15 protein-coding genes and 1 riboswitch are annotated in these 23,216 nt (G+C 73.1%); of the genes, 8 read left to right on the top strand and 7 right to left on the bottom strand.

All coding sequences use genetic code 11. From position 1 onward, the window contains the following. Positions 1 to 44: 44 nt before the first annotated feature. Positions 45 to 4,631, bottom strand: coding sequence for a HAMP domain-containing protein (locus N6H00_RS10185; RefSeq protein ID WP_443072924.1), 4,587 nt, complete (start codon positions 4,629 to 4,631; stop codon positions 45 to 47). 153 nt (positions 4,632 to 4,784) lie between these two features. Between N6H00_RS10185 and N6H00_RS10190 the strand changes: the two genes are divergently transcribed. Continuing rightward, on the top strand, positions 4,785 to 6,650 hold the full coding sequence (locus N6H00_RS10190; RefSeq protein WP_268971273.1) for a SpoIIE family protein phosphatase: 1,866 nt from the start codon (positions 4,785 to 4,787) through the stop codon (positions 6,648 to 6,650). Positions 6,651 to 6,833: 183 nt separating this feature from the next. Here the strand turns inward: N6H00_RS10190 and N6H00_RS10195 are convergent, their stop codons facing one another. The 6 genes from N6H00_RS10195 to N6H00_RS10220 form a co-directional block, all read right to left on the bottom strand. After that, complete coding sequence (locus N6H00_RS10195; protein ID WP_268971274.1) at positions 6,834 to 7,613, bottom strand: enoyl-CoA hydratase/isomerase family protein; 780 nt, start codon at positions 7,611 to 7,613, stop codon at positions 6,834 to 6,836. Between the two features lie 133 nt (positions 7,614 to 7,746). Beyond that, a complete protein-coding gene (locus N6H00_RS10200; protein ID WP_009718933.1) occupies positions 7,747 to 7,968 on the bottom strand; it encodes a helix-turn-helix domain-containing protein in 222 nt (73 codons plus the stop codon). A gap of 395 nt (positions 7,969 to 8,363) precedes the next feature. Beyond that, positions 8,364 to 9,962 (bottom strand): ABC-F family ATP-binding cassette domain-containing protein, encoded by a 1,599-nt coding sequence (locus N6H00_RS10205; RefSeq protein ID WP_268971275.1) that lies wholly within the window; start codon positions 9,960 to 9,962, stop codon positions 8,364 to 8,366. Positions 9,963 to 10,197: 235 nt separating this feature from the next. Continuing rightward, positions 10,198 to 11,649, bottom strand: coding sequence for a hypothetical protein (locus tag N6H00_RS10210; RefSeq protein ID WP_443072925.1), 1,452 nt, complete (start codon positions 11,647 to 11,649; stop codon positions 10,198 to 10,200). 191 nt (positions 11,650 to 11,840) lie between these two features. Beyond that, positions 11,841 to 12,968 carry an alpha/beta hydrolase gene (locus N6H00_RS10215; protein WP_268971276.1) on the bottom strand — a complete coding sequence of 376 codons (1,128 nt, stop codon included), beginning with the start codon at positions 12,966 to 12,968 and terminating at the stop codon, positions 11,841 to 11,843. 207 nt (positions 12,969 to 13,175) lie between these two features. After that, on the bottom strand, positions 13,176 to 13,862 hold the full coding sequence (locus N6H00_RS10220; protein WP_268971277.1) for a class II aldolase/adducin family protein: 687 nt from the start codon (positions 13,860 to 13,862) through the stop codon (positions 13,176 to 13,178). Between the two features lie 349 nt (positions 13,863 to 14,211). Here N6H00_RS10220 and N6H00_RS10225 point away from each other — a divergent pair, with 349 nt between their 5' ends. The 7 genes from N6H00_RS10225 (at position 14,212) to N6H00_RS10255 (ending at position 23,210) form a co-directional block, all read left to right on the top strand. Further along, complete coding sequence (locus N6H00_RS10225; RefSeq protein WP_268971278.1) at positions 14,212 to 15,567, top strand: inorganic phosphate transporter; 1,356 nt, start codon at positions 14,212 to 14,214, stop codon at positions 15,565 to 15,567. A 13-nt stretch (positions 15,568 to 15,580) separates the two neighbouring features. After that, on the top strand, positions 15,581 to 15,829 hold the full coding sequence (locus N6H00_RS10230; protein WP_268971279.1) for a hypothetical protein: 249 nt from the start codon (positions 15,581 to 15,583) through the stop codon (positions 15,827 to 15,829). A gap of 190 nt (positions 15,830 to 16,019) precedes the next feature. Then, positions 16,020 to 16,171: riboswitch (cobalamin riboswitch) on the top strand. A gap of 201 nt (positions 16,172 to 16,372) precedes the next feature. Continuing rightward, positions 16,373 to 17,356 (top strand): cobalamin biosynthesis protein, encoded by a 984-nt coding sequence (locus N6H00_RS10235; protein ID WP_268971280.1) that lies wholly within the window; start codon positions 16,373 to 16,375, stop codon positions 17,354 to 17,356. After that, complete coding sequence (locus N6H00_RS10240) at positions 17,353 to 18,960, top strand: cobyric acid synthase (RefSeq protein WP_268971281.1); 1,608 nt, start codon at positions 17,353 to 17,355, stop codon at positions 18,958 to 18,960. The genes N6H00_RS10235 and N6H00_RS10240 overlap by 4 nt, the downstream gene beginning before the upstream one ends. A gap of 52 nt (positions 18,961 to 19,012) precedes the next feature. Beyond that, complete coding sequence (locus tag N6H00_RS10245; RefSeq protein WP_268971282.1) at positions 19,013 to 21,169, top strand: putative cobaltochelatase; 2,157 nt, start codon at positions 19,013 to 19,015, stop codon at positions 21,167 to 21,169. After that, on the top strand, positions 21,169 to 21,765 hold the full coding sequence (cobO, locus tag N6H00_RS10250) for a cob(I)yrinic acid a,c-diamide adenosyltransferase (RefSeq protein WP_030841175.1): 597 nt from the start codon (positions 21,169 to 21,171) through the stop codon (positions 21,763 to 21,765). Before N6H00_RS10245 ends, cobO begins: the two co-directional genes overlap by 1 nt. Next, a complete protein-coding gene (locus N6H00_RS10255; RefSeq protein WP_268971283.1) occupies positions 21,759 to 23,210 on the top strand; it encodes a cobyrinate a,c-diamide synthase in 1,452 nt (483 codons plus the stop codon). The genes cobO and N6H00_RS10255 overlap by 7 nt, the downstream gene beginning before the upstream one ends. Positions 23,211 to 23,216 lie beyond the last annotated feature (6 nt).

Genomic DNA, 23,216 nt, shown 5'->3' on the forward strand with positions numbered 1-23,216 from the left:
GTCGTCGACGATGAGGATTCCGGCCTTTTCCGACACGGTCGCAGTCACCTCTCCCCCTGCCTCGGCCTCGGCGGAGCGGCCTCGGCGGACACGCTCCCGCCCTGGCCCACACCCTCGTCCTGACCCGCACCCCCGCCCTCACCCACACGCCCAGCGTTGTCACCGCCGCCGTCACCACCGTCGCCCCCGACACCATCCCCGCCGTCATCCCCGGACGTGGCACCCTCACTCCGCGCCCCGCCCGTCGGATCGAGCAGTTCGACGATCGCCGACATCAGCCGGTCGACATCCACGGGTTTGGGGACATAGCCGTTGGCGCCGCTGTCGATGGCCTTCTCGCGGTCGCCGGGCATGACCTTCGCGGTCAGGGCGATGATCGGCACATCGGCGAGACGGGGTGTGTTCCGGATGACCCGGATCGTCTCGTACCCGTCCATCTCGGGCATCATCACGTCCATCAGAACCAGCGAGACGTCCGGGTTGCGGTGCAGCACCTCCAGCCCCTCGCGCCCGTTCTCCGCGTACTTCACCGTCATACCGACCCGGCCCAGCACATGGGTGAGCGCGAAAACGTTCCGGATGTCGTCGTCGACGATCAGGATGCGGCGGCCGTTCAGCACCCGGCCGGAATGTCCGTGCTGCCACTCCTTGAGCTGCGTGGTCTCCGGCCAGCCGTCGCCGCGCCCCTCGGACTCGCCCCCGAATCCGCTCTCGGTCCCGAACCCGCCCTGGGTCCCGGACCCGCCCTCGGTCTCGCCGCCCGGGGCCGGGCCACCGACCCGGGTGTCCGTCTCCCCGAAGATCCCGCTGGGGGCGTGGTCGGCGGTGTCCGGCAGCGGCTCGTCCGGTTGCGGGCGGACCACCGCCGGGACGGTGGAACCGGTGGCCTTGGGGTCCGAGGGGTCGGGCACCGGGGCGACACCCCGGTAGTGGGCGGGGACGTAGAGGGTGAAGCGGGAGCCGACGCCCAGCTCGCTCGCGGCCACGATCCGGCCGCCGAGCATCCCGGCGATCTCCCGGCTGATGGACAGACCGAGGCCGGTGCCGCCGTACTTGCGGCTGGTGGTGCCGTCGGACTGCTGGAACGCCTCGAAGATCACCGGCAGCTTCTCCGGCGGGATGCCGATACCGGTGTCGGTGACGGAGAAGGCGATGACGGCGTCCGCGCCGCGCAGCGTCTCCTCCTCGAACCGCGCCGCCGGGACGCGCTCGACACGCAGCGTCACCCCGCCCGAGGAGGTGAACTTCAGGGCGTTGGAGAGGAGGTTGCGCAGGATCTGCTGGAGCCGCTGCTCGTCGGAGAACATGTCACGCGGTACGTCCTCGCCGACGGCGATCTCGAACGACAGATCCCGGTCGGCGGCGAGCGGCCGGAAGGTGGCGTTCACATAGTCCAGGATCTTGACCAGCGGCAGATTCCTCGGGCGGACGTCCATCCGGCCCGCCTCGATCTTCGACAGATCCAGGATGTCGTTGATCAGCTGGAGCAGATCGGAACCGGAGCGGTGGATGGTCGCGGCGAACTGCACCTCCTGGCTGGACAGCCGCCCCTCGGGGTTGTCCGCGAGCAGCCGGGCCAGGATGAGCAGCGAGTTCAGCGGGGTGCGCAGCTCATGCGACATATTGGCCAGGAACTCGGACTTGTACTGGGAGGCGGTGGCCAGCAGCGCGGCCTTCTCCTCCAGCTCCGCGTTGGAGCGCTGCAGCTCGTCCGAGCGCTGGCGCAGCTCGGTGGTCAGCCGCTGGGACTCGGAGAGCAGCGACTCGGTGCGGGCGTTGGCGATGATGGTGTTGATCGAGACGCCGATGGTGTTGACGAACTGGTCGATGAAGGCCAGGTGGACCTCGCTGAACCGGCTGAACGAGGCCAGTTCGATCACTCCGAGCACCTGGTCCTCGTAGAGGATCGGCAGGATGACCACGCTGGCCGGGAGCGCGGAGCCCAGTCCGGAGCTGATGGTGATGTAGTCGGGCGGAACATCGTTGATGAGGATCCGCTTCTTCTCCAGCGCCGCCTGGGCGACCAGCCCGCATCCGGGAGGACCGGTCCCCGGCGCCGGGCCACCGCCCCGGGTCGCGGACTGATCGGCCCCGGCCACGGAAAGATCGGTCCCGTATCCGGCGATGAGCTCCAGCCCCTGCCCTCCACCGGCCACGCCACCGTCCCCAGTACCGTCATCGGCGCCGGCGTCCGCGACGACCTCCGCACCCACCTCCGCACCCGCCTCCACACCGACATCCGCACCCACCTCCGCGCAGACGTCCGCACCGGCCTCCGTATCGCCGGCACTGAGGAAGAACGCCCCGAATTGCGCGTTGACCAGCGGGGTCAGCTCACGCAGGATCAGATCGGCGACCTCGACCAGATCGCGGTGGCCCTGCATCAGCGAGGCGATACGGGCCAGGTTGGACTCCAGCCAGTCCTTCGCGCGGGTGGTTTCGCGGAGGTTGGCGACCATCAGGTTGACGTTGTTCTTCAGCTCGGCCACCTCGCCCTGCGCCTCGACCGAGATGGACCCGGACATATCACCCTGGGCGACGGCGGACGCGACCTCGGCGATCGCGCGCACCTGGGTGGTCAGGTTGAGGGCGAGCTCGTTGACGCCGGTGGTCAGCCGCTTCCAGGTGCCGTAGACGCCCTCGACCCGGGCCTGGCCGCCGAGGCGGCCCTCGCTGCCGACCTCGCGGGCCACCCGGGTCACCTCGGAGGAGAACGAGGAGAGCGTGTCGACCATGGTGTTGATGGTGGTCTTCAGCTCCAGGATCTCGCCGCGCGCGTCCACGTCGATCTTCTTGCTCAGATCGCCCTCCGCCACGGCGGTGGCGACCTGGGCGATGTTGCGGACCTGCGAGGTCAGGTTGAAGGCCATGAAGTTGACGTTGTCCGTGAGGTCCTTCCAGACGCCCGAGGCGCCCGGCACCCCGGCCCGGCCGCCCAGCTGGCCCTCGGTGCCCACCTCACGGGCCACCCGCGTCACCTCGTCGGCGAACGAGCGCAGCTGCTGGACCATGGAGTTCACGGTCTCCTTGAGTTCCAGGATCTCGCCCCGGGCATTGACCGTGATCTTCTTCGACAGATCGCCGTCGGCGACCGCCGTGGTCACCTGGGCGATGTTGCGGACCTGCGAGGTCAGATTGGACGCCATGAAGTTGACGTTCTCCGTGAGGTCCTTCCAGACCCCGGAGACGCCACGGACCTGGGCCTGACCGCCGAGGTTGCCCTCGGTGCCCACCTCACGGGCCACCCGCGTCACCTCGTCGGCGAAGGACGACAGCCGGTCCACCATGGTGTTGATCGTCGACTTCAGCTCCAGGATCTCGCCCTTCGCCTCCACCGTGATCGTCTTGCCCAGATCGCCCTCCGCCACGGCGGTGGCGACCTGGGCGATGTTGCGGACCTGCGAGGTCAGGTTGTCCGCCATGAAGTTGACGTTCTCCGTAAGGTCCTTCCAGACCCCGGAGACGCCACGGACCTGGGCCCGGCCGCCGAGCCGGCCCTCGGTGCCCACCTCACGGGCCACCCGCGTCACCTCGTCGGCGAAGGCGGAGAGCTGGTCGACCATGGTGTTGATCGTCGACTTGAGCTGGAGGATCTCGCCCTTCGCGTCCACGGTGATCTTCTGCGAGAGATCGCCGTCGGCGACCGCCGTGGTCACCTGGGCGATGTTGCGGACCTGCGAGGTCAGATTGGACGCCATGAAGTTGACGCTGTCCGTAAGGTCCTTCCAGACCCCGGAGACGCCACGGACCTGGGCCCGGCCGCCCAGTTCACCCTCGGTACCCACCTCACGCGCCACCCGCGTCACCTCGTCGGCGAACGCCCGCAACTGGTCGACCATGGTGTTCACGGTCAGCTTGAGCTCCAGCAGCTCACCGGTGGCCTCGACGGTCACCTGGCGGGTGAGGTCACCGCGGGCGACCGCCGTGGTCACCTCGGCGATGTCGCGGACCTGTGCGGTCAGCCGGGAGGCCATGGTGTTGACGGCCTCCGTCACCATGCGCCAGTCGCCGGAGAGCCCCCGCACCTTGGCCCGGCCGCCCAGCCGCCCCTCGATGCCGACCTCGCGGGCGATACGGGTCAGCTCCCCGGTGAACAGCGACAGCTGGTCCACCGTGCGGTTCACCCCGCGCCCCAGCCGCCGCAGATCGCCACGGAGCTGGCGGTTGCCGTCGTGCAGGTCCACCCGCTGGGTCAGATCCCCCGACGCGATGGCGTCCAGCACCCGGGTGGCGTTGCACACCGGCCCGACCAGGGCGTCCACCAGCTGATTGGCCGCGTCCACACTGGTCGTCCAGGCCCCCTGGCCGGGGCTCGCGGTGATCCGCTCGTCCAGCCTGCCCTGGCGCACCACCTCACGGCGCACCCGCTGAAGCTCCCCGGCCAGATGCGCGTTGCGCCCCACGAGCTGGTTGAAGACCCCGGCCATCTCGCCGACGAGGCCCTCGGCCGAGCTGTCCGCACGGACGGTGAAGTCGCCGTCGCACAAGGCGTTCATCGCCGCGAGCAGGGGACGCAACTCCGCCGCCGACACGGACTCCTCACCGCGCGCCAGGCCGGACGGCCGGGCGGATTCCGGATGTTCCACGGTCCGCGCTGAAGACGTGTCGGTGGGGATCGGGTCGAGTGCCATGGCGTCGCCCCTAAAAGATCATTAACATCCCCCTGTTTGTCATAATATGGCACCTAGATGGCCTAAACCGCTCGTATTGTCCTGGAGCCGCACGTGGGGGCCTTGTTTCCTCTCTCGCGTGAGTCCGTCTCGCGGACGACGTTGCCCGGAAGTGTGGGCGCTCCCGGCGCGGCACGCGCCTTCGTCCGTACGGCGCTTACGGAGCAGAGCACGACGGAGACGTACACACCGATCGCCGTCGACGAACGGTCGGTCGACGACGCGGTGCTTCTGGTGAGCGAGCTGGTCACCAATGCCGTACTGCACGCCGGCACCCGGGTCGAGGTCATCTGCCGGATCCAGCCCGGCGGCGCCGACGACGAGGGCGGCGCCGCGGGGCCCGGCGAGACGCCCGGCCCGGACGACGTGCCGAAGCGGCCGGGCGTCGTCGTGGAGGTGGTGGACCTCCACCCCGCCAGCACCGTGTACGGGGGACCGGAGACCCAGCGCCGGGGCCGCGGCCGGGGGCTCCAACTGATCGGGGCGCTCGCCGAGTCCTGGGGCGTGACCTACCACCGCACCCGTAAGGCGGTCTGGTTCCGGCTGGACGCCGAGCGGGCCGGGCCCGCGTACGACACCGTCCCCACCAGCGCGCTCGGCCGTGAGCTGCGGTTCGCCGAGACCCTCGCCCCCATCCCGCCGCGTGAGCAGCGCGATCCCACCACCGAGTGGGTGGACCGCGGCGGGCCGTCCTTCCTCGCCGAGGCCAGTGAACTGCTCACCGGCCAGCTCGACGAGAACATGGTCGCCGCGCTCGCCGGACAGCTCCTGGTCCCCCGGCTGGCCGACTGGTGCGCGGTCTGGCTGGTCACCGAGAGCGGCCGACTCCAGCTCGCCCGCGTCTGGCACGGCGATGAGCGCCGGATCGACGCGCTCCGCGTCGCGCTGGAGCGGCATCCGCCGCCGACCGGGCTCGGCTCGGCGGGCGGTACGCCCTGGCCCTGGCCCGGGGTCGCGGACAGCCACGGGACGGGCGGATCGGCGGTGTGCTTCCCCCTGATCGCGCACGGCCGCAGCCATGGCGCACTCCTGCTCGGCCGGGCCGGCGTGCCGCGGCTGAGCGAGGGCGTGGTGCGGCTCTCGGAGGACGTGGCGCGGCGGGTGGCCCAGGCGGTCGCCACCGCCCGGCAGTACACCCGGCAGGCGACGATCAGCCGGGCGCTGCAACGCCGGCAGCTGCCCATGTCGCTCGCCCATATCCCGGGCGTGGACACGGCGATCGTCTACGAGCCGCACGGCGAGGGCCAGACCGTCGGCGGCGACTTCTACGATCTGTTCCCGATGGGCAGCCGCCGCTGGTGCTTCCTGCTGGGCGACGTCCAGGGCAGCGACCCGGAGGCGATGTCGGTCACGGGGCTGGCCCGCCACCTGGTCCGGCTGCTGGCGCGCGAGGGCCACGGCGTCGAGTCGGTGCTCAGCCGGCTGAACCAGGCGCTGGTGGAGGAGGAGACGGAGGCGGCGGAGATCGGCGGCGAACAGGCCCGCCCGCGCTTTTTGAGCCTGCTCTACGGGGAGCTGGAGCCCGATCCGGAAGGCGGCGGCGCCCGCTGCACGCTGGCGAGCGCCGGTCATCCGCTGCCGCTGCGGCTGACCACCGACGGTGCGGTGGCGCCTGCCGCCACCCCCCAGATGCTGCTCGGCATCGACGAGCATCCCGGCTTCCACGCCGACACCGTGAACCTGGCGCCCGGCGAGACGCTGCTGTGCGTCACCGACGGGGTGACCGAGCGGCGCAACGGCACCCGTCAGCTGGATGACGACGACGGCCTTTCCGAGATCCTGCGGGGCTGTGTCGGGCTGGGCGCCAAGGCCGTCGCGGAGCGGGTGCGGCGCGCCACGCATGACTTCGCCGCCGAGCCGGTCGACGACGATCTCGCGGTGCTGGTGCTGGAGGCGGTGCCGCCGGTGAGCCGCCGCGGCTGCCGTGACGGGGCGGGGCCGGGACGGGACCGAGACCGGGACCGGGACGGGACCGTGTGACAGGGCCGCCCGTGGTGTCCGCCGATGACTGCGCCGGACTTCGCCGGACGTCGCCGGTGACGGAGGCCGTTGAGTGGCACGTCCTCGTTGAGTGGCACGTCCTGCGTCACCGCCACGCACCGGCACTCACCGTCCGGGGCACTCACCGTCCGGCCGGCGCCGTCGGTCCGCCGGCCCGCACCGTCAGTCCGCCAGTCCGACCAGGTCGCGCAGTCGGCGGGCCTGGGCGGCGCGCTCGGCGGCGCGCTGCTCCTCGTAGGTGCGGTCCACGGCACCCCGCAGCAGCGCCTTGGTCTCGATCACGGCGTCGCGTGGCGCGGCGAGAAGGGCCGCCGCCAGGTCCTGGACCGCGCCGTCGAGTTCGGCGGCGGGCACCACGAGGTTGGCGAGCCCGGTCCGCTCGGCCTCCGCCGCATGGACGAACCGCCCGGTGGCGCAGATCTCCAGCGCCCGCGCATATCCCACGAGGCCGACCAGCGGATGGGTGCCGGTGAGGTCCGGCACCAGTCCAAGGCTGGTCTCGCGCATGGCGAACTGTGCGTCGTCCGCACAGATCCGCAGGTCACAGGCGAGTGCGAGCTGGAATCCGGCCCCGATGGCATGGCCCTGGACGGCGGCGACCGACACGATGTCGTTCCGCCGCCACCAGGTGAACGCCTCCTGGTACTCGGCGATCGTGGCGTCCAGCTCGCTGTCGGAGCCGCGCGCCAGATCGCGGAACGACGGCTCGCCGTCGAACCCCTCGGGCGTGAACGCCTGCCGGTCCAGACCCGCCGAGAAGGACTTGCCCTCGGCGCGCAGCACCACCACGCGCACGGTGCCCGGCACCAGCTTTCCCGCCTCGGCCAGCGCCCGCCACAGAGCGGGCGACTGGGCGTTGCGCTTCGCCGGGTTGGTCAGGGTCACCGTGGCGACCGTGTCATCGACGGTGAGCCGAACGCCGTCCTTGTCGAGCAGGGTCACAGGGGCCTCCGGTCGAGTGCGGTCAGTACAAGTGACTGCACAGTAACCACCCGGCCGAACCGACGGTCAGCCGGGTGGCACCCCTGTCCATACCTGCTGGTCGTGCTGGTCCTGGCGGAGCCGGCGGGCGCGATCAGGCCGAGGCGGCCTTCTTGCCCCGTGTGGCACCGCCGCGTCCCCGTAGGGAAACTCCGGATTCGCTGAGCATCCGGTGAACGAATCCATAGGAACGGCCGGTCTCCTCGGCCAGCGCCCGGATGCTCGCACCGGAGTCGTACTTCTTCTTCAGGTCTGCCGCGAGCTTTTCGCGCGCGGCGCCGGTCACCCGGCTGCCCTTCTTCAGAGTCTCGGCCACCCGTGCCTCCTCATGGGAAGTGCGCTCTGGACTCTCATGATCACCCCTATAGGGCTTCCTGGCCACCCATTCGGCAAGGTCTGTGGATGAAGGATTGCTTGAAATCGCGGCACGAGGACCTTCGGAAGCAAGGATTCCGGCGCTGTTCGACCTGACACTCTTTCGTGTTCACCGGCGAAGAGGCAGGTCAGGGCATACGTGAGCAAGGTCGGAGAGATCCAGACCGGCGCACGGCACGCCGCGTGCGCCGGTGGCCCGCGACGCGCCGCGATACCAGCCGTTCTCACTCAGATGATGGATCACGCCTAGGCCGAATGATCTATCGGAAGGGTACGGGGCCGGAGGAACCGGGCTCTTGCCACGGCGTCCGGCGAAACCGGGCCCTTGGGGCGGCCTCAGGCGAGCGCCACGAGGTCCGCGTACTCCTCGCCCCACAGGTCCTCGACCCCGTCCGGAAGCAGAATGATCCGCTCCGGCTGTAGCGCGTCGACGGCGCCCTCGTCGTGGGTCACCAGGACCACCGCACCGGCGAAGGTGCGCAGCGCGCCGAGGATCTCCTCACGGCTGGCCGGGTCGAGGTTGTTGGTGGGCTCGTCCAGGAGCAGCACGTTGGCCGAGGAGACCACGAGGGTGGCCAGCGCGAGCCGGGTCTTCTCACCACCGGAGAGCACCCCGGCCGGCTTGTCCACGTCGTCGCCGGAGAACAGGAACGACCCGAGCGTCTTACGGATGTCGACGAGGTCCAGGTCCGGGGCGGCGGAGCGCATGTTCTCCAGGACGGTGCGGTCCGGGTCCAGCGTCTCGTGCTCCTGCGCGTAATAGCCCAGCTTCAGCCCGTGGCCGGGGGTCACCGCACCGGTGTCCGGCTTCTCGACCCCGGCCAGCAGCCGCAGCAGGGTCGTCTTACCGGCGCCGTTCAGCCCGAGGATGACGACCCGGGAGCCCTTGTCGACGGCCAGGTTCACATCGGTGAAGATCTCCAGGGAGCCGTACGACTTCGACAGCCCCTCCGCGGTCAGCGGGGTCTTGCCGCACGGGGCCGGGTCGGGGAAGCGGAGCTTGGCGACCTTGTCGGACTGACGGACCTCCTCCAGACCGGCCAGCAGCTTCTCGGCGCGGCGGGCCATGTTCTGGGCGGCCACGGTCTTGGTCGCCTTGGCGCGCATCTTGTCGGCCTGGGCGTTGAGCGCCGCGGCCTTCTTCTCGGCGTTGGCGCGCTCGCGCTTGCGCCGCTTCTCGTCGGCCTCGCGCTGGGCCTGGTAGAGCTTCCAGCCCATGTTGTAGATGTCGATCACCGAGCGGTTGGCATCGAGGTAGAAGACCTTGTTGACGACCGTCTCGACGAGGTCGACGTCGTGGGAGATGACGATGAAACCGCCGCTGTAGGTCTTGAGGTAGTCCCGCAGCCAGCTGATCGAGTCGGCGTCGAGGTGGTTGGTGGGCTCGTCCAGCAGCAGGATGTCGGAGTCCGAGAAGAGGATCCGGGCCAGCTCGACCCGGCGCCGCTGACCGCCGGAGAGCGTATGGAGCGGCTGGCCGAGCACCCGGTCGGGCAGTCCGAGACTGGCCGCGATGGTCGCGGCCTCCGCCTCGGCGGCGTATCCGCCCTTGGTGAGGAACTCGGTCTCCAGGCGCTCGTACTTCTTCATCGCGCGCTCACGGGTGGCGCCCTTGCCGTTGGCCATCCGGTCCTCGTTCTCGCGCATCTTACGGAGCACGGAGTCGAGGTCGCGGGCCGAGAGGATGCGGTCGCGGGCGAGGACGTCGAGGTCGCCGGTGCGCGGGTCCTGCGGGAGGTAGCCGACCTGACCGGAGCGGGTGATCGTGCCGGAGGCCGGGATGCCCTCACCGGCCAGACACTTGGTGAGCGTGGTCTTGCCCGCGCCGTTGCGGCCGACGAGGCCGACGCGGTCGCCCTTGGCGATGCGGAAGGAGGCGGACTCGATGAGGACGCGGGCGCCGGCACGCAGTTCGACGCCGGAGGCGGTGATCACGGAAATTACTCCTGGGCAGAACGGACGGCGGACGGGACGCGTCAAAGGGGGCCGCGCGCAGCGCGCCGTACAGGGGTGGAGGCGAGCGACGGGCGGGCGGGCCGACGCCGTCTAATGCACGAGGAGAATTGCCATGCGGACAGTTTAGCGGGGCGGGCAAGTCGATTTTTCCGCGGCTTCCCCCCGCTGCCCGCTCCCCGCGGGCCACTCCCCTCTCCCCCGGCGGCCGCTCTCCTCAGGCGCCGCCCGTGTGCACCTGGAAAGCCGCCCGGCGCACCGCCTTGGCCAGGGCCGGATCGGGGTGGGCGGCGGCCAGCGCCACCAGGACCTGCACGGTACGGGGGTGGCCCACGGCACGTACCTCCTCCAGCAGCGCGGGCACGGTGCCCTGGACGGCGGACTCCAGGTGGCGGACGAGCAGCGGGCTCTCCCCGTGGTCGGAGATGGCCGCGGCGGTGTCCACCCACAGCCAGGTGGCCTCCTCGCGGGTGAGCGCGTCCAGCGCATCGTCCGGGTCGGCCCCCTCGTGCTCGGCGAGCCACAGAAGCGCGTACGGCCGCAGGCACGATTCGTCGACGACGGCCCGTACGGCGGGCTCGGCGGGCGCCCCGACAACGCGCAGCGCCTCGAAGGCGAGCCCGCGCAGCAGCGCGTCGTCGCCGCGCGCCGCGTCGATGAGCTCGGTGACGGCGCTGCCGACCGGTCGGGCGGCCAGCCAGGCCCGGTACTCGGCGCGGGCGGGGCCCGGGGTCAGGCCCGCGCAGCCGCGCAGCATGTCGGCGGCGGGCTGCTCGATGTTCCCGGCCGGGCTCTGGGCGGCGACGCAGATCTGCTCCAGCTTGACCCACACCGCCCAGTTGCCGAGCGCGGTGAGCACGGCCTCGCGGCGGTCGCCCTCGGCGCCGTCCGCCGCGCTCCCCGCGCCCTCAGGGCCGTCCTCGGGGCCCTCCCGCACGGTGAGCGCCCCGACGGACGAGAGGGCGTCCAGGGCCCAGTCGAGCAGCCCCTCCAGGGTGGCGGCGTCCTCGGCGTCATGGGCGCTCTCGGCGCCGTTGGCGGGCTCCCGGGCCTCGGCGGCCTCCTGGGGGACCTCGCACCGCTCGGTGCGCAGCTCGGCGACCCGCTGCCGGAGCATGTCCAGCAGGGTGGCGATCGGCACGGGGCCCGCCGAGAGCTGGAGCAGGGACAGCAGCTGCGGTACGGCCTCGACGACCTCCGCGACCGCCGTCGGCTCGGCCGTGGCCGGGGCGGGGCAGGCCAGGGACCACGCGTCGAGCAGCGCGACCCAGCCGCGCAGCACCGCGCTGTCGTCGCGGTCCCACGCCTGGAGCCGCCAGCCGGGGCGGGTGGTGCCCGCGTGGTGCTCGATGAGGCCGATGAGGCGGGCGCGGTCCCAGTCGCTCCGCACCTCCTGCGGGCTCAGACCGAGCGCCGCCGCGGCGCGGGCGGCGGCCTCGTCGGACAGCGCGCCGGGCGCGCCGTGCTCGGCCGCGGCCCAATGGGCGATCGCCACGGCCCCGGTGAGCCCCGCCCTGGCTCTCCGGGCCAGCTCCGCCGGGGGCGGAGTGCCCTCGGGCGGGCGGGGCGCCGGTCTTGAGCCGCGGTTCACCGCGGGCCGGCGGGCGGTGGCCATCGGCCGGTTGCGGACGAGTCGGAGCCGGGAGTCGCGCGGAGTACGGGACGTCACGGGAGCAGTCTCGCCGTTGACGGCCCGAAAGCCCAATCGGCACCCGTCCGGCGGTCGCCGCGAACGGCGCGCGTCACCTTGCGGACGCTTCCGTCTCCGCCGCACGAACGCCTCCCGCGCCGCCTCGCACGCCCTTCCGCGGTCGCCTCGCACGCCCTTCCGCGGTCGCCTTACGGATCGCTTCCCAGGCGTTAGAGGAACGGCGTCAAAAAGCGCCGCAGGACCTCTTCGTACCCCTGGGGGTCCGCGTTCCACATGGCCGCGTGCGGGGCCTGCCGCACCGTGTGAAGGGTGACCAGATCGCGGCGGCGGTCGGCGAGTTCACGCGAGACGTGCCAGGGCGCGAGGGTGTCGTCGGGGCCATGGGCGATCAGCGTGGGCACGGACAGCCGCTCGGGGTCGGCCACCTCCGGAAGCCTGCTGTCATGGAGTCCGGTGCGCCCCTCGGCGGCCCGCAGGGCGAGCGGAAGCAGGGGGGCGGGGATGCGGCGGGCCGTGGCGAGGGCGCGCAGGGTGGCCTGCCAGTCGAGCACGGGGGAGTCCAGGACGATGCCGCGGACGTGGTGCCGCAGCGCGGAGTTCGCGGCCGTGTGGAGCGCCATGGAGGCGCCGATGGACCAGCCGTGCAGCACGATCCCGGTCGCCCCGTAGCCCACCGCGTAGCGGATGGCCGCCTCCAGGTCGCGCCACTCGGTGTCGCCGAGGTGGGATATGCCCCCCTCGGGGCGGGGGGCGCCGGGGTCCCCGCGGTAGGCGAGGTCGAGCACCGGCACCCGCAGCTGCCGCAGGAAGGGCATGACGACCATAGGGTGCTCACGGGTGGTGCCGAGGCCATGGGTGGTGATCACCCATGTGGAGCGTTCGCCGGGGACGAACCAGGCGGGCAGCGGACCGAGTTCGCCGGACACCTCGACGTCGGCGTGGTCGATGCCGAGCGCGTCCCGCGGATTGCCGATGTGCACCTGCGGGGTCAGCCGCACCCGGGTGCCGGGGGTCAGATCGCCGTGGGCGACCCGCTCCAGGCGGCGTACGACGCAGTCGGCGCCGCGCGGGGCGTCCTCGATGACGGGGCCGACGACGGCGTGGCAGGAGCGGCCGGTGAGGCCGTAGGTGCCGGGGCGCAGCGTGGCGAGGGAGCGGGTCAGGGTGATCTGGCCGGCCGCGGTCGCGTGCACGGTCAGCGGCGGCTCGTTGGGCAGCGGGCGGCCGGGCCCCGGTTTCAGCGCAGCGTCGGTGGCGTACCGTCCGGCCGCCACCGCGGCCGCGCCGACACTCAGCAGGGTGGTGGCGGCCGCAACCGCCGTTGTACGCAGACGCATCCCTCCCAGTGTGGGCGGGGAGGCGGCCTCTGGCCAGCGGGCGTGCCTCGCCGGGTGACCGGCGGACCGGCGGACCGGGACCGGACGTGCCCGGCCGGGTGACCGTACGGGGTCGGGTGACCGATACGGGGTCGGGTGACCGATACGGGCAGGACCGGGCGGGCCCGGCCGGATGTCCGTACGACCCGGGCCGGGCGCGCCGCGGGCTCAGCGCGGCTGGCCGTAGCCGCTCAGCTTCTCCGCGGCCCGCCGCATCTCGTCCGGCGGGATCAGGGAGGGGGTGCGGCCGGGGACGGAGGCCGCGGTGAGCCAGACCTGGCACATCCATTCGAGCTGGGCGGTGCGGTCGTACGCCTGGTCCAGGGTGGCGCCGTGGACGACGGTGCCGTGGTTGCGCAGCAGACAGCCGCTGCGGTTGCGCAGCGCCTCGATCATGGCGGCGGCCAGTTCGTCCGTTCCGTAGAGCGCGTACTCGGCGACCCGGACCGGGCCGCCGAGGGCGGCGGTCATGTAGTGGATCGCGGGGAGCTCGTCGACGAGCGTGGAGACGGCCGTGGCGTGGACGGCGTGGGTGTGGACCACGGCCTGGGCGTCGGTCTCGCGGTAGACGGCGAGGTGCATGGGCAGCTCGCTGGTGGGCGCCAGCGTCCCGAGGACCTGCTGTCCGTCGAGATCGACGGCGACGGCGTCCCGGGGGCCGAGCCGGTCGTAGGGGACGCCGCTGGGGGTCACCAGGACGGTGTCGCCGACCCGGGCCGAGACATTGCCCGAGGTACCGACGACCAGGCCGTCCGCGGTGGTCCTGCGGGCCGTGCGCACCACCTGCGCCCATGCCTGCCGCAGGGGGTGGGTCAGCCGCGGCTGCGGCCGCCGTGGGGATTGCGACTGTGTCACCTGTCCTCACCTCCGTTGGCCCGATCCTCCCAGGCGCCGGGAGGCCGGGCGGCGGCGGGGCCGGAACGGGCTCGCCGGGCGCCTACGGTCGCGCCTCGTGGACAGCCGTCCCGGGTGGGCGGCGGAGGGTGAACGGCGGGCGGCCGCGCGGTCGGGCCACGGGCCGTCCCAGGAGTGCTCGATCGCCACCCAACTCCCTTGCGACACAGGAGAGTAGGCTCGAATTCACTGCGTATTAGCACGCCCGCAACCACGTCATCCCCACGCCCGACTCAGTTCATCTTCCGTTCACCATGCTTCCCTACGTTCACCGAGGCACTACCGACCTTCGAACTGATTGACCGGGTGTATGGAACACATCACGCTTCTCATCGGGATCGTGATCGTCACGGCCTTGGTGTTCGACTTCACGAACGGCTTCCACGACACGGCCAACGCCATGGCCACCACCATCTCCACGGGAGCACTCGGTCCCAGGGTGGCGGTGGCGATGTCGGCCGTCCTCAACCTCGTCGGCGCGTTCCTGTCCGTGGAGGTGGCCAAGACCATCTCCGGCGGGATCATCGACGAGGATTCCGGTATCCGACCCGAAGTGATCTTCGCTGGACTGGTCGGCGCGATCCTGTGGAATCTGGTGACCTGGCTCGCCGGGCTCCCCTCCAGCTCCTCGCACGCCCTGTTCGGCGGCCTCATCGGCGCCACCGTGGTCTCCGCCGGCCTGGACGGGGTCAACGGCGACGCGATCGTCATGAAGGTCCTGATCCCCGCCGTCGCCGCGCCGGTCGTGGCCGGCATCGCCACGGTGGCCGCCACCCGGCTCACCTACCGGCTCGGCCGCGACCGCGCCCCGGAGGACACCGCGAAGGGCTACCGCGCCGGGCAGATCGCCTCGGCCGCCCTGGTCTCCCTGGCCCACGGCACCAACGACGCCCAGAAGACGATGGGCGTGATCACCCTGGCGCTGGTCACCGGAGGCGTGGTGGCACCCGACTCCGACCCGCCGCTGTGGGTCATCGTCTCGGCGGGCCTGGCCATCGCGCTCGGCACCTACCTGGGCGGCTGGCGCATCATCCGCACCATGGGTAAGGGCATCACCGACATCCAGCCGCCGCAGGGCTTCGCCGCCCAGACCGGCGCCGCGACCGTCATCCTCGCCTCCTCCCACCTCGGCTTCGCGCTGTCCACCACCCAGGTCTGCTCCGGCGCCGTCATGGGCGCGGGTGTCGGCCGTAAGGGCGCCGTGGTGCGCTGGTCGACCGCGGGCCGCATGGTGATCGCCTGGGTGCTGACCCTGCCGGCCGCCGGTCTGGTGGCGGGCGGCGCCGCGCTGCTGGCCGACCAGGGGAACGCGGGGATCACGGCGGTCGCCGTGCTCGCCGTCCTGGCCTGCGGGGCGATCTGGGCGCTCTCGCGCCGCAAGCCCGTGGACCACACCAACGTCAACGAGGTCGGCAGCCAGGAGCCGGTCGGCGCCGTCACGGCCGCCCTGCGGTCCGTGGCCCCGCCGCCCGCGGGTCCGGTGGCGCCTGCCGGCCCGGCGGATTCCGCTTCCGTCTCCGCTTCCGTTTCGGCAAGCTCCGAGGTCTCCGGGAAGACCGGCGAGACCGGGGGAACCGCCTCCGGGACCGGCGCCCCGGAGACCACGTCCGAGAACATCCCCACGCCCGCCCCCGCCGCCGCCGCGGCGAGCAGCACCACCCCGTAAGGAGCCGGCAAACATGGACATCGACTGGGCGGCACTCGGCCAGGTCTTCGGCGTCAGCCTCGTGGTGACGGTCGGCATGGTGGGCGTCTTCACCCTGGGTATCGTCGGGACGTCCCGCAAGACGCGGCCGGAGCAGGGCGACACGGCCGCCGTGCCGGGTGGCGCGGCCGACGCCTCCGCGCTCGCGCGCACCGGCGCGTACGCCTGTTTCGCGGTGTGCGCCGCGGTCGTGGCGTACGGCATCTATCTGATCGTCGGCTGAGGATTCCGCCCGCGTCCTCATCGACCTACCGGCCGCCGGACGGTGGCGCTGACCAGCGCCGTCCCTCCGGCGGCCGTTCCGTGTGCGGCGGTCGCTGTGGGCCTCGGCACACTCGGGCGTCCTGGGTCATATGCGAGTTGACGGCCATTCGCGGCCCATGGTGGACTTCCCGAGCCAAACGGCGGCAGGAGAGGAAGCCGGTGAGAATCCGGCGCGGTCCCGCCACTGTCACCGGGGAGCGCCCTCCCATCGCCTGCATGGGGTCACGGCTCATCCGTACGGTTCGTTCCGTGCACGGGCTGGAAGACCGGGAGGGCCGCGGATCCGGGAGCCAGGAGACTCTCACCGCCGGTCACGTCGAACCAGGGCGAGGACCCTGAGTGAGGACATACCGCCATGCCCGGCACCGCCACGCCGCCAGCCCCCTCGGTCCGCTCCGGCTGCCCTGTCTTGCCCACCCGTCTTGTCCTTACCAGCCGCACCGGCTGCTCGGTCGGCTCGGTCGGCGTGTCCCCGCGCCGGGGCATGACGGCGGCCTGACGGATGGCTGCCGACCACGCCTCCTTCGCGTGCGGCGCGGCCCTCGGCTTCCTCGCTGATCTCGCCGTGGGCGATCCGCGCCGCGGCCACCCGGTGGCCGCTTTCGGGTGCGCCGCCGCGGCCGCCGAGCGCCGGCTGTGGCGTGACCACCGCGGTTACGGGGCCCTGCACACCGCGTTGTGCGCGGGCGGCGCGGCCGCCGGTGCCGCGCTGCTGACCCGCGCCGTACGGGCCCTGGGCGGCCGCCGTGGTGCGCAGGCCGCGCTGACCGCTGCCGCCACCTGGGCCGTGCTGGGCGGTACGACGCTGGGCCGTGAGGCACGGGCCGTCGGCGGGGCGCTGGCCGCGGGCGACCTCGAGGGCGCCCGGGAGCGGCTGCCGCATCTGTGCGGCCGCGATCCGCAGGCGCTGGACGGGCCGCAGATCGCCCGCGCGGTCGTCGAATCGGTCGCCGAGAACACGTCCGACGCCGTCGTGGGCGCGCTGGTGTGGGGGGCCGTGGGCGGGGTGCCGGGGCTCATCGGCTTCCGCGCCGTCAACACCCTGGACGCCATGGTGGGTCACAAGTCGCCGCGCTACCGGCGGTTCGGCTGGGCGGCGGCCCGTGTGGACGATGTGGCCGGCTGGCCCGGTGCGCGCCTTACGGCGGCCATGGCGACCCTCGCGGGCCCCGATCCGCGCGGCGCGTGGCGCGCCTGGCGGCGCGACGGCCGGCGCCATCCGAGCCCCAACGCGGGACCCGTGGAGGCGTCCTTCGCGGGGGCGCTCGGCGTACGGCTGGGCGGCACCCTCGCCTATGGCGGCCGGGTCGAGCACCGGCCGGTGCTCAACTCCGGCGGGCGGCCGGTGGCGGCGGCCGACATCGAGCGGGCGATACGGCTGTCGCGGCGCGTGGGCCTCCTGGCGCTCGGTGTGTCCGTGGCGGCCCGGCCGGCCGTCAGGGCGTTGACGGGGCGGCCGCGGGCCGCTGGAAGGGGCGGTGGATGAGCGGGATACACGGTAAGGGCGGCACGGGCGCTCCCGGGGCGCGGGGCGGGGGGCTGCTGGTCGCGGGTACGACCTCCGACGCGGGCAAGAGTGTCGTGACGGCCGGGATCTGCCGGTGGCTCGCCCGTAAGGGCGTCAGCGTGGCGCCCTTCAAGGCGCAGAACATGTCCCTGAACTCCTTCGTGACCCGGGAGGGGGCGGAGATCGGGCGGGCGCAGGCCATGCAGGCGGCCGCCGCGCGCGTCGAGCCGAGCGCGCTGATGAACCCGGTCCTGCTGAAGCCGGGCGGCGACCGCAGCAGCCAAGTGGTGCTGCTGGGCAAGCCGGTGGGCGAGATGAGCGCCCGCGGGTACTTCGGGAAGTACGGGCCGCCGTCATCCGGGGAGAGTCCGTACGCGGGGGGCCGGGAGGCGCTGCTGGGGACCGTCACGGAGTGCCTGGAGGAGCTGCGGCGCACCCATGACGCGGTGATCTGCGAGGGCGCGGGCAGTCCGGCCGAGATCAACCTGCGCCGCACCGACATCGTCAACCTGGGGCTGGCGCGGGCCGCGGGGCTTCCGGTCGTGGTGGTCGGGGACATCGACCGCGGTGGCGTCTTCGCGTCCTTCTTCGGCACGACCGCGCTGCTGTCGGCCGCGGACCAGCGGCATGTGGCCGCCTATCTGGTGAACAAGTTCCGCGGCGATGTGAGCCTCCTGGAGCCCGGTCTGGAGATGCTGCGCGACCTCACCGGCCGCCCGACCGTCGGGGTGCTCCCGTTCGCCCACGGGCTGGGGATCGACGAGGAGGACGGGCTGCGGGTGTCGCTGCGCGGCGCAGTGCGGGAGAGCGTCGTGGCGCCCCCTTACGGTGCGGACGTGCTGCGCGTCGCGGTCGCCGCCGTGCCGCTGATGTCCAACTTCACGGACGTGGACGCGCTGGCCGCCGAACCGGGTGTGATCGTGCGGTTCGTGGACCGGCCCGAGGAGCTGGCCGACGCCGATCTGGTGGTGCTGCCGGGCACCCGGGGCACGGTGCGGGCGCTGGAGTGGCTGCGGGAGCGCGGGCTCGCCGAGGCGATCGCCCGGCGGGCCGCCGAGGGCCGTCCGGTACTGGGCATCTGCGGCGGTTTCCAGGCGCTCGGGGAACGCATCGAGGACGAGGTCGAGTCGAAGGCCGGGACGGTCGCCGGGCTCGGGCTGCTGCCGGTAAGGGTGCGGTTCGCGGCGGAGAAGACCCTGGCCCGGCCGGTGGGCGAGGCGCTCGGCGAGCGGGTGGCGGGCTACGAGATCCACCACGGGGTCGCCGAGCTGCTCGACGGGGCCGACGAGCCCTTCCTGGACGGCTGCCGGGTGGGCTCGGTGTGGGGCACGCACTGGCACGGCTCGCTGGAGAGCGACGGCTTCCGGCGGGCGTTCCTGCGGCGGGTGGCCGACGCGGCGGGCCGGGCGTTCGTCCCGGCGCCGGACACCCGCTTCGGCGAGCTGCGCGAGGAGCAGCTCGACCGTCTCGGGGACCTGATCGAGGAGCACGCCGACACCGACGCGCTGCTGCGGCTCATCGAGGAGGGTGTGCCGGACGGGCTGCCCTTCGTCCCTCCGGGAGCGCCGGGGGGCACGGCGTGACGACCCGACACACCGACACCGACCGCCCATCCACCCCAGGAGGTATCGCCGCGTGACCACCACCTACCCCTTCAGCGCGATCGTCGGCATGGACGGTCTGCGGCTCGCCCTGCTCCTCAACGCCGTCTCGCCCGCCGTGGGCGGCGTCCTGGTGCGCGGGGAGAAGGGCACGGCCAAGAGCACCGCCGTAAGGGCGATCGCCGCGCTGCTGCCCGAGGTGGACGTGGTGGCCGGGTGCCGGTTCTCCTGCGATCCGGCCGCGCCCGACCCGTCCTGCCCGGACGGGCCCCATGAGCCGGCCACGGGCGAGGCGCGCCCCGCGCGGATGGTCGAGCTGCCCGTGGGCGCTTCCGAGGACCGGCTGGTCGGCGCGCTGGACATCGAGCGCGCGCTGTCGGAGGGGGTCAAGGCGTTCGAACCCGGGCTGCTCGCGGACGCCCACCGCGGGGTGCTCTACGTCGACGAGGTCAATCTGCTGCACGACCATCTGATCGACCTGCTGCTCGACGCGGCCGCCATGGGCGCCTCCTATGTGGAGCGCGAGGGGGTGTCCGTACGGCATGCGGCGCGCTTCCTCCTGGTGGGCACCATGAACCCCGAGGAGGGCGAGCTGCGGCCGCAGTTGCTGGACCGCTTCGGCCTCACGGTGGAGGTCGCGGCGTCCCGGGACACCGAGGAGCGGGTCGAGGTGGTGCGGCGACGGCTGGCGTACGACGAGGACCCCGAGGGGTTCGCGGCGCGCTGGGCGGCGGACGAGGACGCCCTGCGGGAGCGCATAGCCGCGGCGCGCGCCCTGCTGCCGCGGGTGCGTCCGGGCGACCGCGCGCTGCGGCAGATCGCGGCGGTGTGCGCGGGGTTCGAGGTGGACGGAATGCGCGCGGACATCGTGACGGCCCGTACGGCGACCGCGCTGGCCGCCTGGGCGGGGCGCACCGATGTGCGGACCGAGGACGTACGGGGGGCGGCGCTGCTGTCGCTCCCCCACCGCCGGCGGCGGGCTCCGTTCGACGCGCCGGGGCTCGACGAGAACAAACTCGAGGAGATCCTGCGCCGGTTCGAGGAGGACGACCCGGAGCCGGATCCGGACCCGGGCCCGGAGGGACCCGAAAGCCCCGACGACGGGCCGGACGGCCGCGGACCGGACGGGCCGGGCGGCTCCGACGACCCCGGAGGCCGCCCCCAGGAGGGCGCGGCGGAGGGGGCGCGGGAGCAGGCGCCGCCCGCCGCTCCCGAACCCGAGCCGTCCGTCCCCGGCCAGCGCACGGGTGAGCACGAGGCGGCCGACCGCGCGACCGACGCGGCCGAAGCGGACGACGGTTCGGGCGGCGGCACGGGCGGTGCCGGCGGCGAGCGGGCGGCCGTGGGCGCCGCCGAGCCGTTCCGGACCCGGCGTCTCGACGTCCCCGGGCTGGGCGAGGGCGCGGCCGGGCGGCGCTCGCGCGCCCGCAGCGCGCACGGCCGCACCACCGGGGCGCGCCGCCCGCGGGGGGCACTGTCCGCGCTGCATCTGACGGCGACCGTCCGGGCGGCCGCCCCGCATCAGCGGGCGCGCGGGCGGCGCGGCCCCGGGCTGCTGGTGCGCCGTGACGATCTGCGCGAGGCGGTGCGCGAGGGCCGGGAGGGCAATCTCGTGCTGTTCGTGGTGGACGCGTCGGGGTCGATGGCCGCGCGGAAGCGGATGAGCGCGATCAAGGGGGCGGTGCTGTCGCTGCTGCTGGACGCCTACCAACGGCGGGACAAGGTCGGGCTGATCACCTTCCGGGGCGCGGACGCCGAACTGGCGCTGCCGCCCACCTCGTCGGTGGACGCGGCCGCGGTGCGGCTGGACCGGCTGCCGACGGGCGGCCGCACGCCGCTGGCGGCCGGGCTGTTGAAGGCGCGGGAGGTGCTGCGGGTGGAGCGGCTGCGCGATCCCTCGCGCCGCCCGCTGCTGGTCGTGGTGACCGACGGACGGGCCACGGAGGCGAGGCGGACCGACAGGTCCAGGCCGGTCGAGCGGGCCGGGCGCGCGGCGCGGATGCTCGCGGGCGACGGGGTCGCCTCGGTGGTCGTGGACTGCGAGTCGGGGCCGGTGCGGCTGGGACTGGCGGGGGCGCTCGCCCGCGAGCTGCGGGGCACGCGGGTGACACTCGACGAGCTGCGCGCGGACAGCGTGACCGAGCTGGTGCGCGATGTACGGACCGTATCGAACACACGGAGGGCCGCCTGATGCCGCAAGGACAACCGACCGTCGTCCCGGACGACGGGCTCACCACCCGCCAGCGCCGCAACCGCCCGCTGGTGCTCGTCCACACAGGTCAGGGCAAGGGCAAGTCGACCGCGGCGTTCGGGCTGGCGCTGCGGGCGTGGAACCAAAACTGGCCGGTCGGTGTATTCCAGTTTGTAAAGTCCGCGAAATGGCGGGTCGGTGAGGAGCGTGCGCTGCGCGTCCTCGGCGACTCGGGCGAAGGGGGGACCGTCGCATGGCACAAGATGGGCGAAGGCTGGTCGTGGGTCCAGCGCGACATGGCTTCCAGCGAGGAGGCCGCACGCGAGGGCTGGGAGCAGGTCAAGCGCGATCTCGCGGCGGAGACATACCGGCTGTATGTGCTGGACGAGTTCGCGTATCCGATGCACTGGGGCTGGGTGGATCCCGACGAGGTGGTGTCGGTGCTCCGGGACCGGCCCGGGACGCAGCACGTCGTCATCACGGGGCGTAACGCACCGGCTCAGCTGCTGGACTTCGCCGATCTGGTCACCGACATGTCCAAGGTCAAGCATCCGATGGACGCCGGCCAGAAGGGTCAGCGAGGCATCGAGTGGTGAGTGTCCCGCGCCTGGTGATCGCCGCGCCCGCCTCCGGCAGCGGGAAGACGACGGTCACCGCGGGGCTGATGGCCGCCTTCGCGGAGCGCGGCCTGGACGTGTCTCCGCACAAGGTCGGCCCGGACTACATCGACCCTGGCTATCACGCGCTCGCCATCTCCTCGGCGGCCTCCTCGGCCGCCTCCTCGGCCGGCCGGTCCCGGGCCCGGGGAGCGCGGCCGGGCCGGAATCTGGATGCCTATCTGTGCGGTCCGCAGCGGATCGCCCCGCTGTTCCTGCATGGGTCGGCGGGCTGCGATCTGGCCCTGGTGGAAGGGGTGATGGGCCTGTTCGACGGGGCGGCCGGGCAGGGCGAGCTGGCCTCGACGGCGCATGTGGCCAAGCTGCTGCGGGCGCCGGTGGTGCTGGTCGTGGACGCGTCGTCGCAGTCCCGGTCGGTGGCCGCGCTGGTGCACGGCTTCGCGTCCTGGGACCCCGAGGTCCGGGTCGCCGGGGTGATCCTCAACAAGGTCGGTTCGGACCGCCACGAGGCGATGCTGCGCGAGGCGTTGGAGGGCTGCGGGGTGCCGGTGTTCGGCGCGCTGCGCCGGACGCGGGCGGTGCGAGCGCCGAGCCGTCATCTGGGTCTGGTGCCGGTGGCCGAGCGCCATGCGGAGGCGGTGGATTCGGTGGCCGTGCTGGCCGCCCGGGTGCGGGAGGGCTGCGATCTCGACGGGCTGCTGGCGCTGGCGCGCAGCGCGCCGCCCCTGTCCGGGCCGGTCTGGGATCCGGAGGAGGAGATCCGCCGGGCGACGGGGCCCGCCACCGGCGCCGGGGCTCCGGCCGGGCGAGAGGGGCGGCCGGTGGTCGCCGTGGCGGGCGGGGCCGCGTTCACCTTCTCGTACGCGGAGCACACCGAGCTGCTCGCGGCGGCCGGGGCGCGGGTCGTCCCCTTCGATCCGCTGCGGGACGAGCGCCTCCCGGAGGGCACCGGCGGTCTGGTGATCGGCGGCGGGTTCCCGGAGGTCTACGCTCCCGAGTTGTCCGCGAACGAGCCGCTGCGCGCCGCCGTCGCCCAACTCGCCGCGTCCGGCGCGCCCATCGCCGCCGAATGCGCCGGGCTGCTGTATCTGGCGCGTTCGCTGGACGGGGAGCCGATGTGCGGGGTGCTGGCCGCCGAGGCGCGGATGTCGGAACGTCTGACGCTGGGCTACCGTGAGGCGGTGGCCGTCTCCGACACCTCCCTCGCCGCCGCGGGGACGCGGGTGCGCGGCCATGAGTTCCACCGCACCGCCATCGAACCCGGAGCGGGGCCGGAGCCCGCCTGGGGGCTCGTCCACCCGGAGCGTCGCACCGAGGGCTTCGCGCAGGGAGATGTGCACGCCTCCTATCTGCATGTGCACTGGGCCTCGATCCCGGGGGCGGCGGCCCGGTTCGTCGACAGATGTGTGCCGTACGGCGAGTGAACAGAA

Origin of the sequence: Streptomyces sp. S465, from assembly GCF_026898115.1 — a bacterium.
Lineage (GTDB): Bacteria > Actinomycetota > Actinomycetes > Streptomycetales > Streptomycetaceae > Streptomyces > Streptomyces luomodiensis.

Bases quoted from the DNA above. Each gene is read 5' to 3' on its own strand.
- N6H00_RS10185 (WP_443072924.1), bottom strand. From the start codon at position 4,631: ATGGCACTCGACCCGATCCCCACCGACACGTCTTCAGCGCGGACCGTG.
- N6H00_RS10215 (WP_268971276.1), bottom strand. From the start codon at position 12,968: ATGCGTCTGCGTACAACGGCGGTTGCGGCCGCCACCACCCTGCTGAGT.
- N6H00_RS10225 (WP_268971278.1), top strand. From the start codon at position 14,212: ATGGAACACATCACGCTTCTCATCGGGATCGTGATCGTCACGGCCTTG.
- N6H00_RS10230 (WP_268971279.1), top strand. From the start codon at position 15,581: ATGGACATCGACTGGGCGGCACTCGGCCAGGTCTTCGGCGTCAGCCTC.
- N6H00_RS10235 (WP_268971280.1), top strand. From the start codon at position 16,373: ATGGCTGCCGACCACGCCTCCTTCGCGTGCGGCGCGGCCCTCGGCTTC.
- N6H00_RS10240 (WP_268971281.1), top strand. From the start codon at position 17,353: ATGAGCGGGATACACGGTAAGGGCGGCACGGGCGCTCCCGGGGCGCGG.
- cobO (WP_030841175.1), top strand. From the start codon at position 21,169: ATGCCGCAAGGACAACCGACCGTCGTCCCGGACGACGGGCTCACCACC.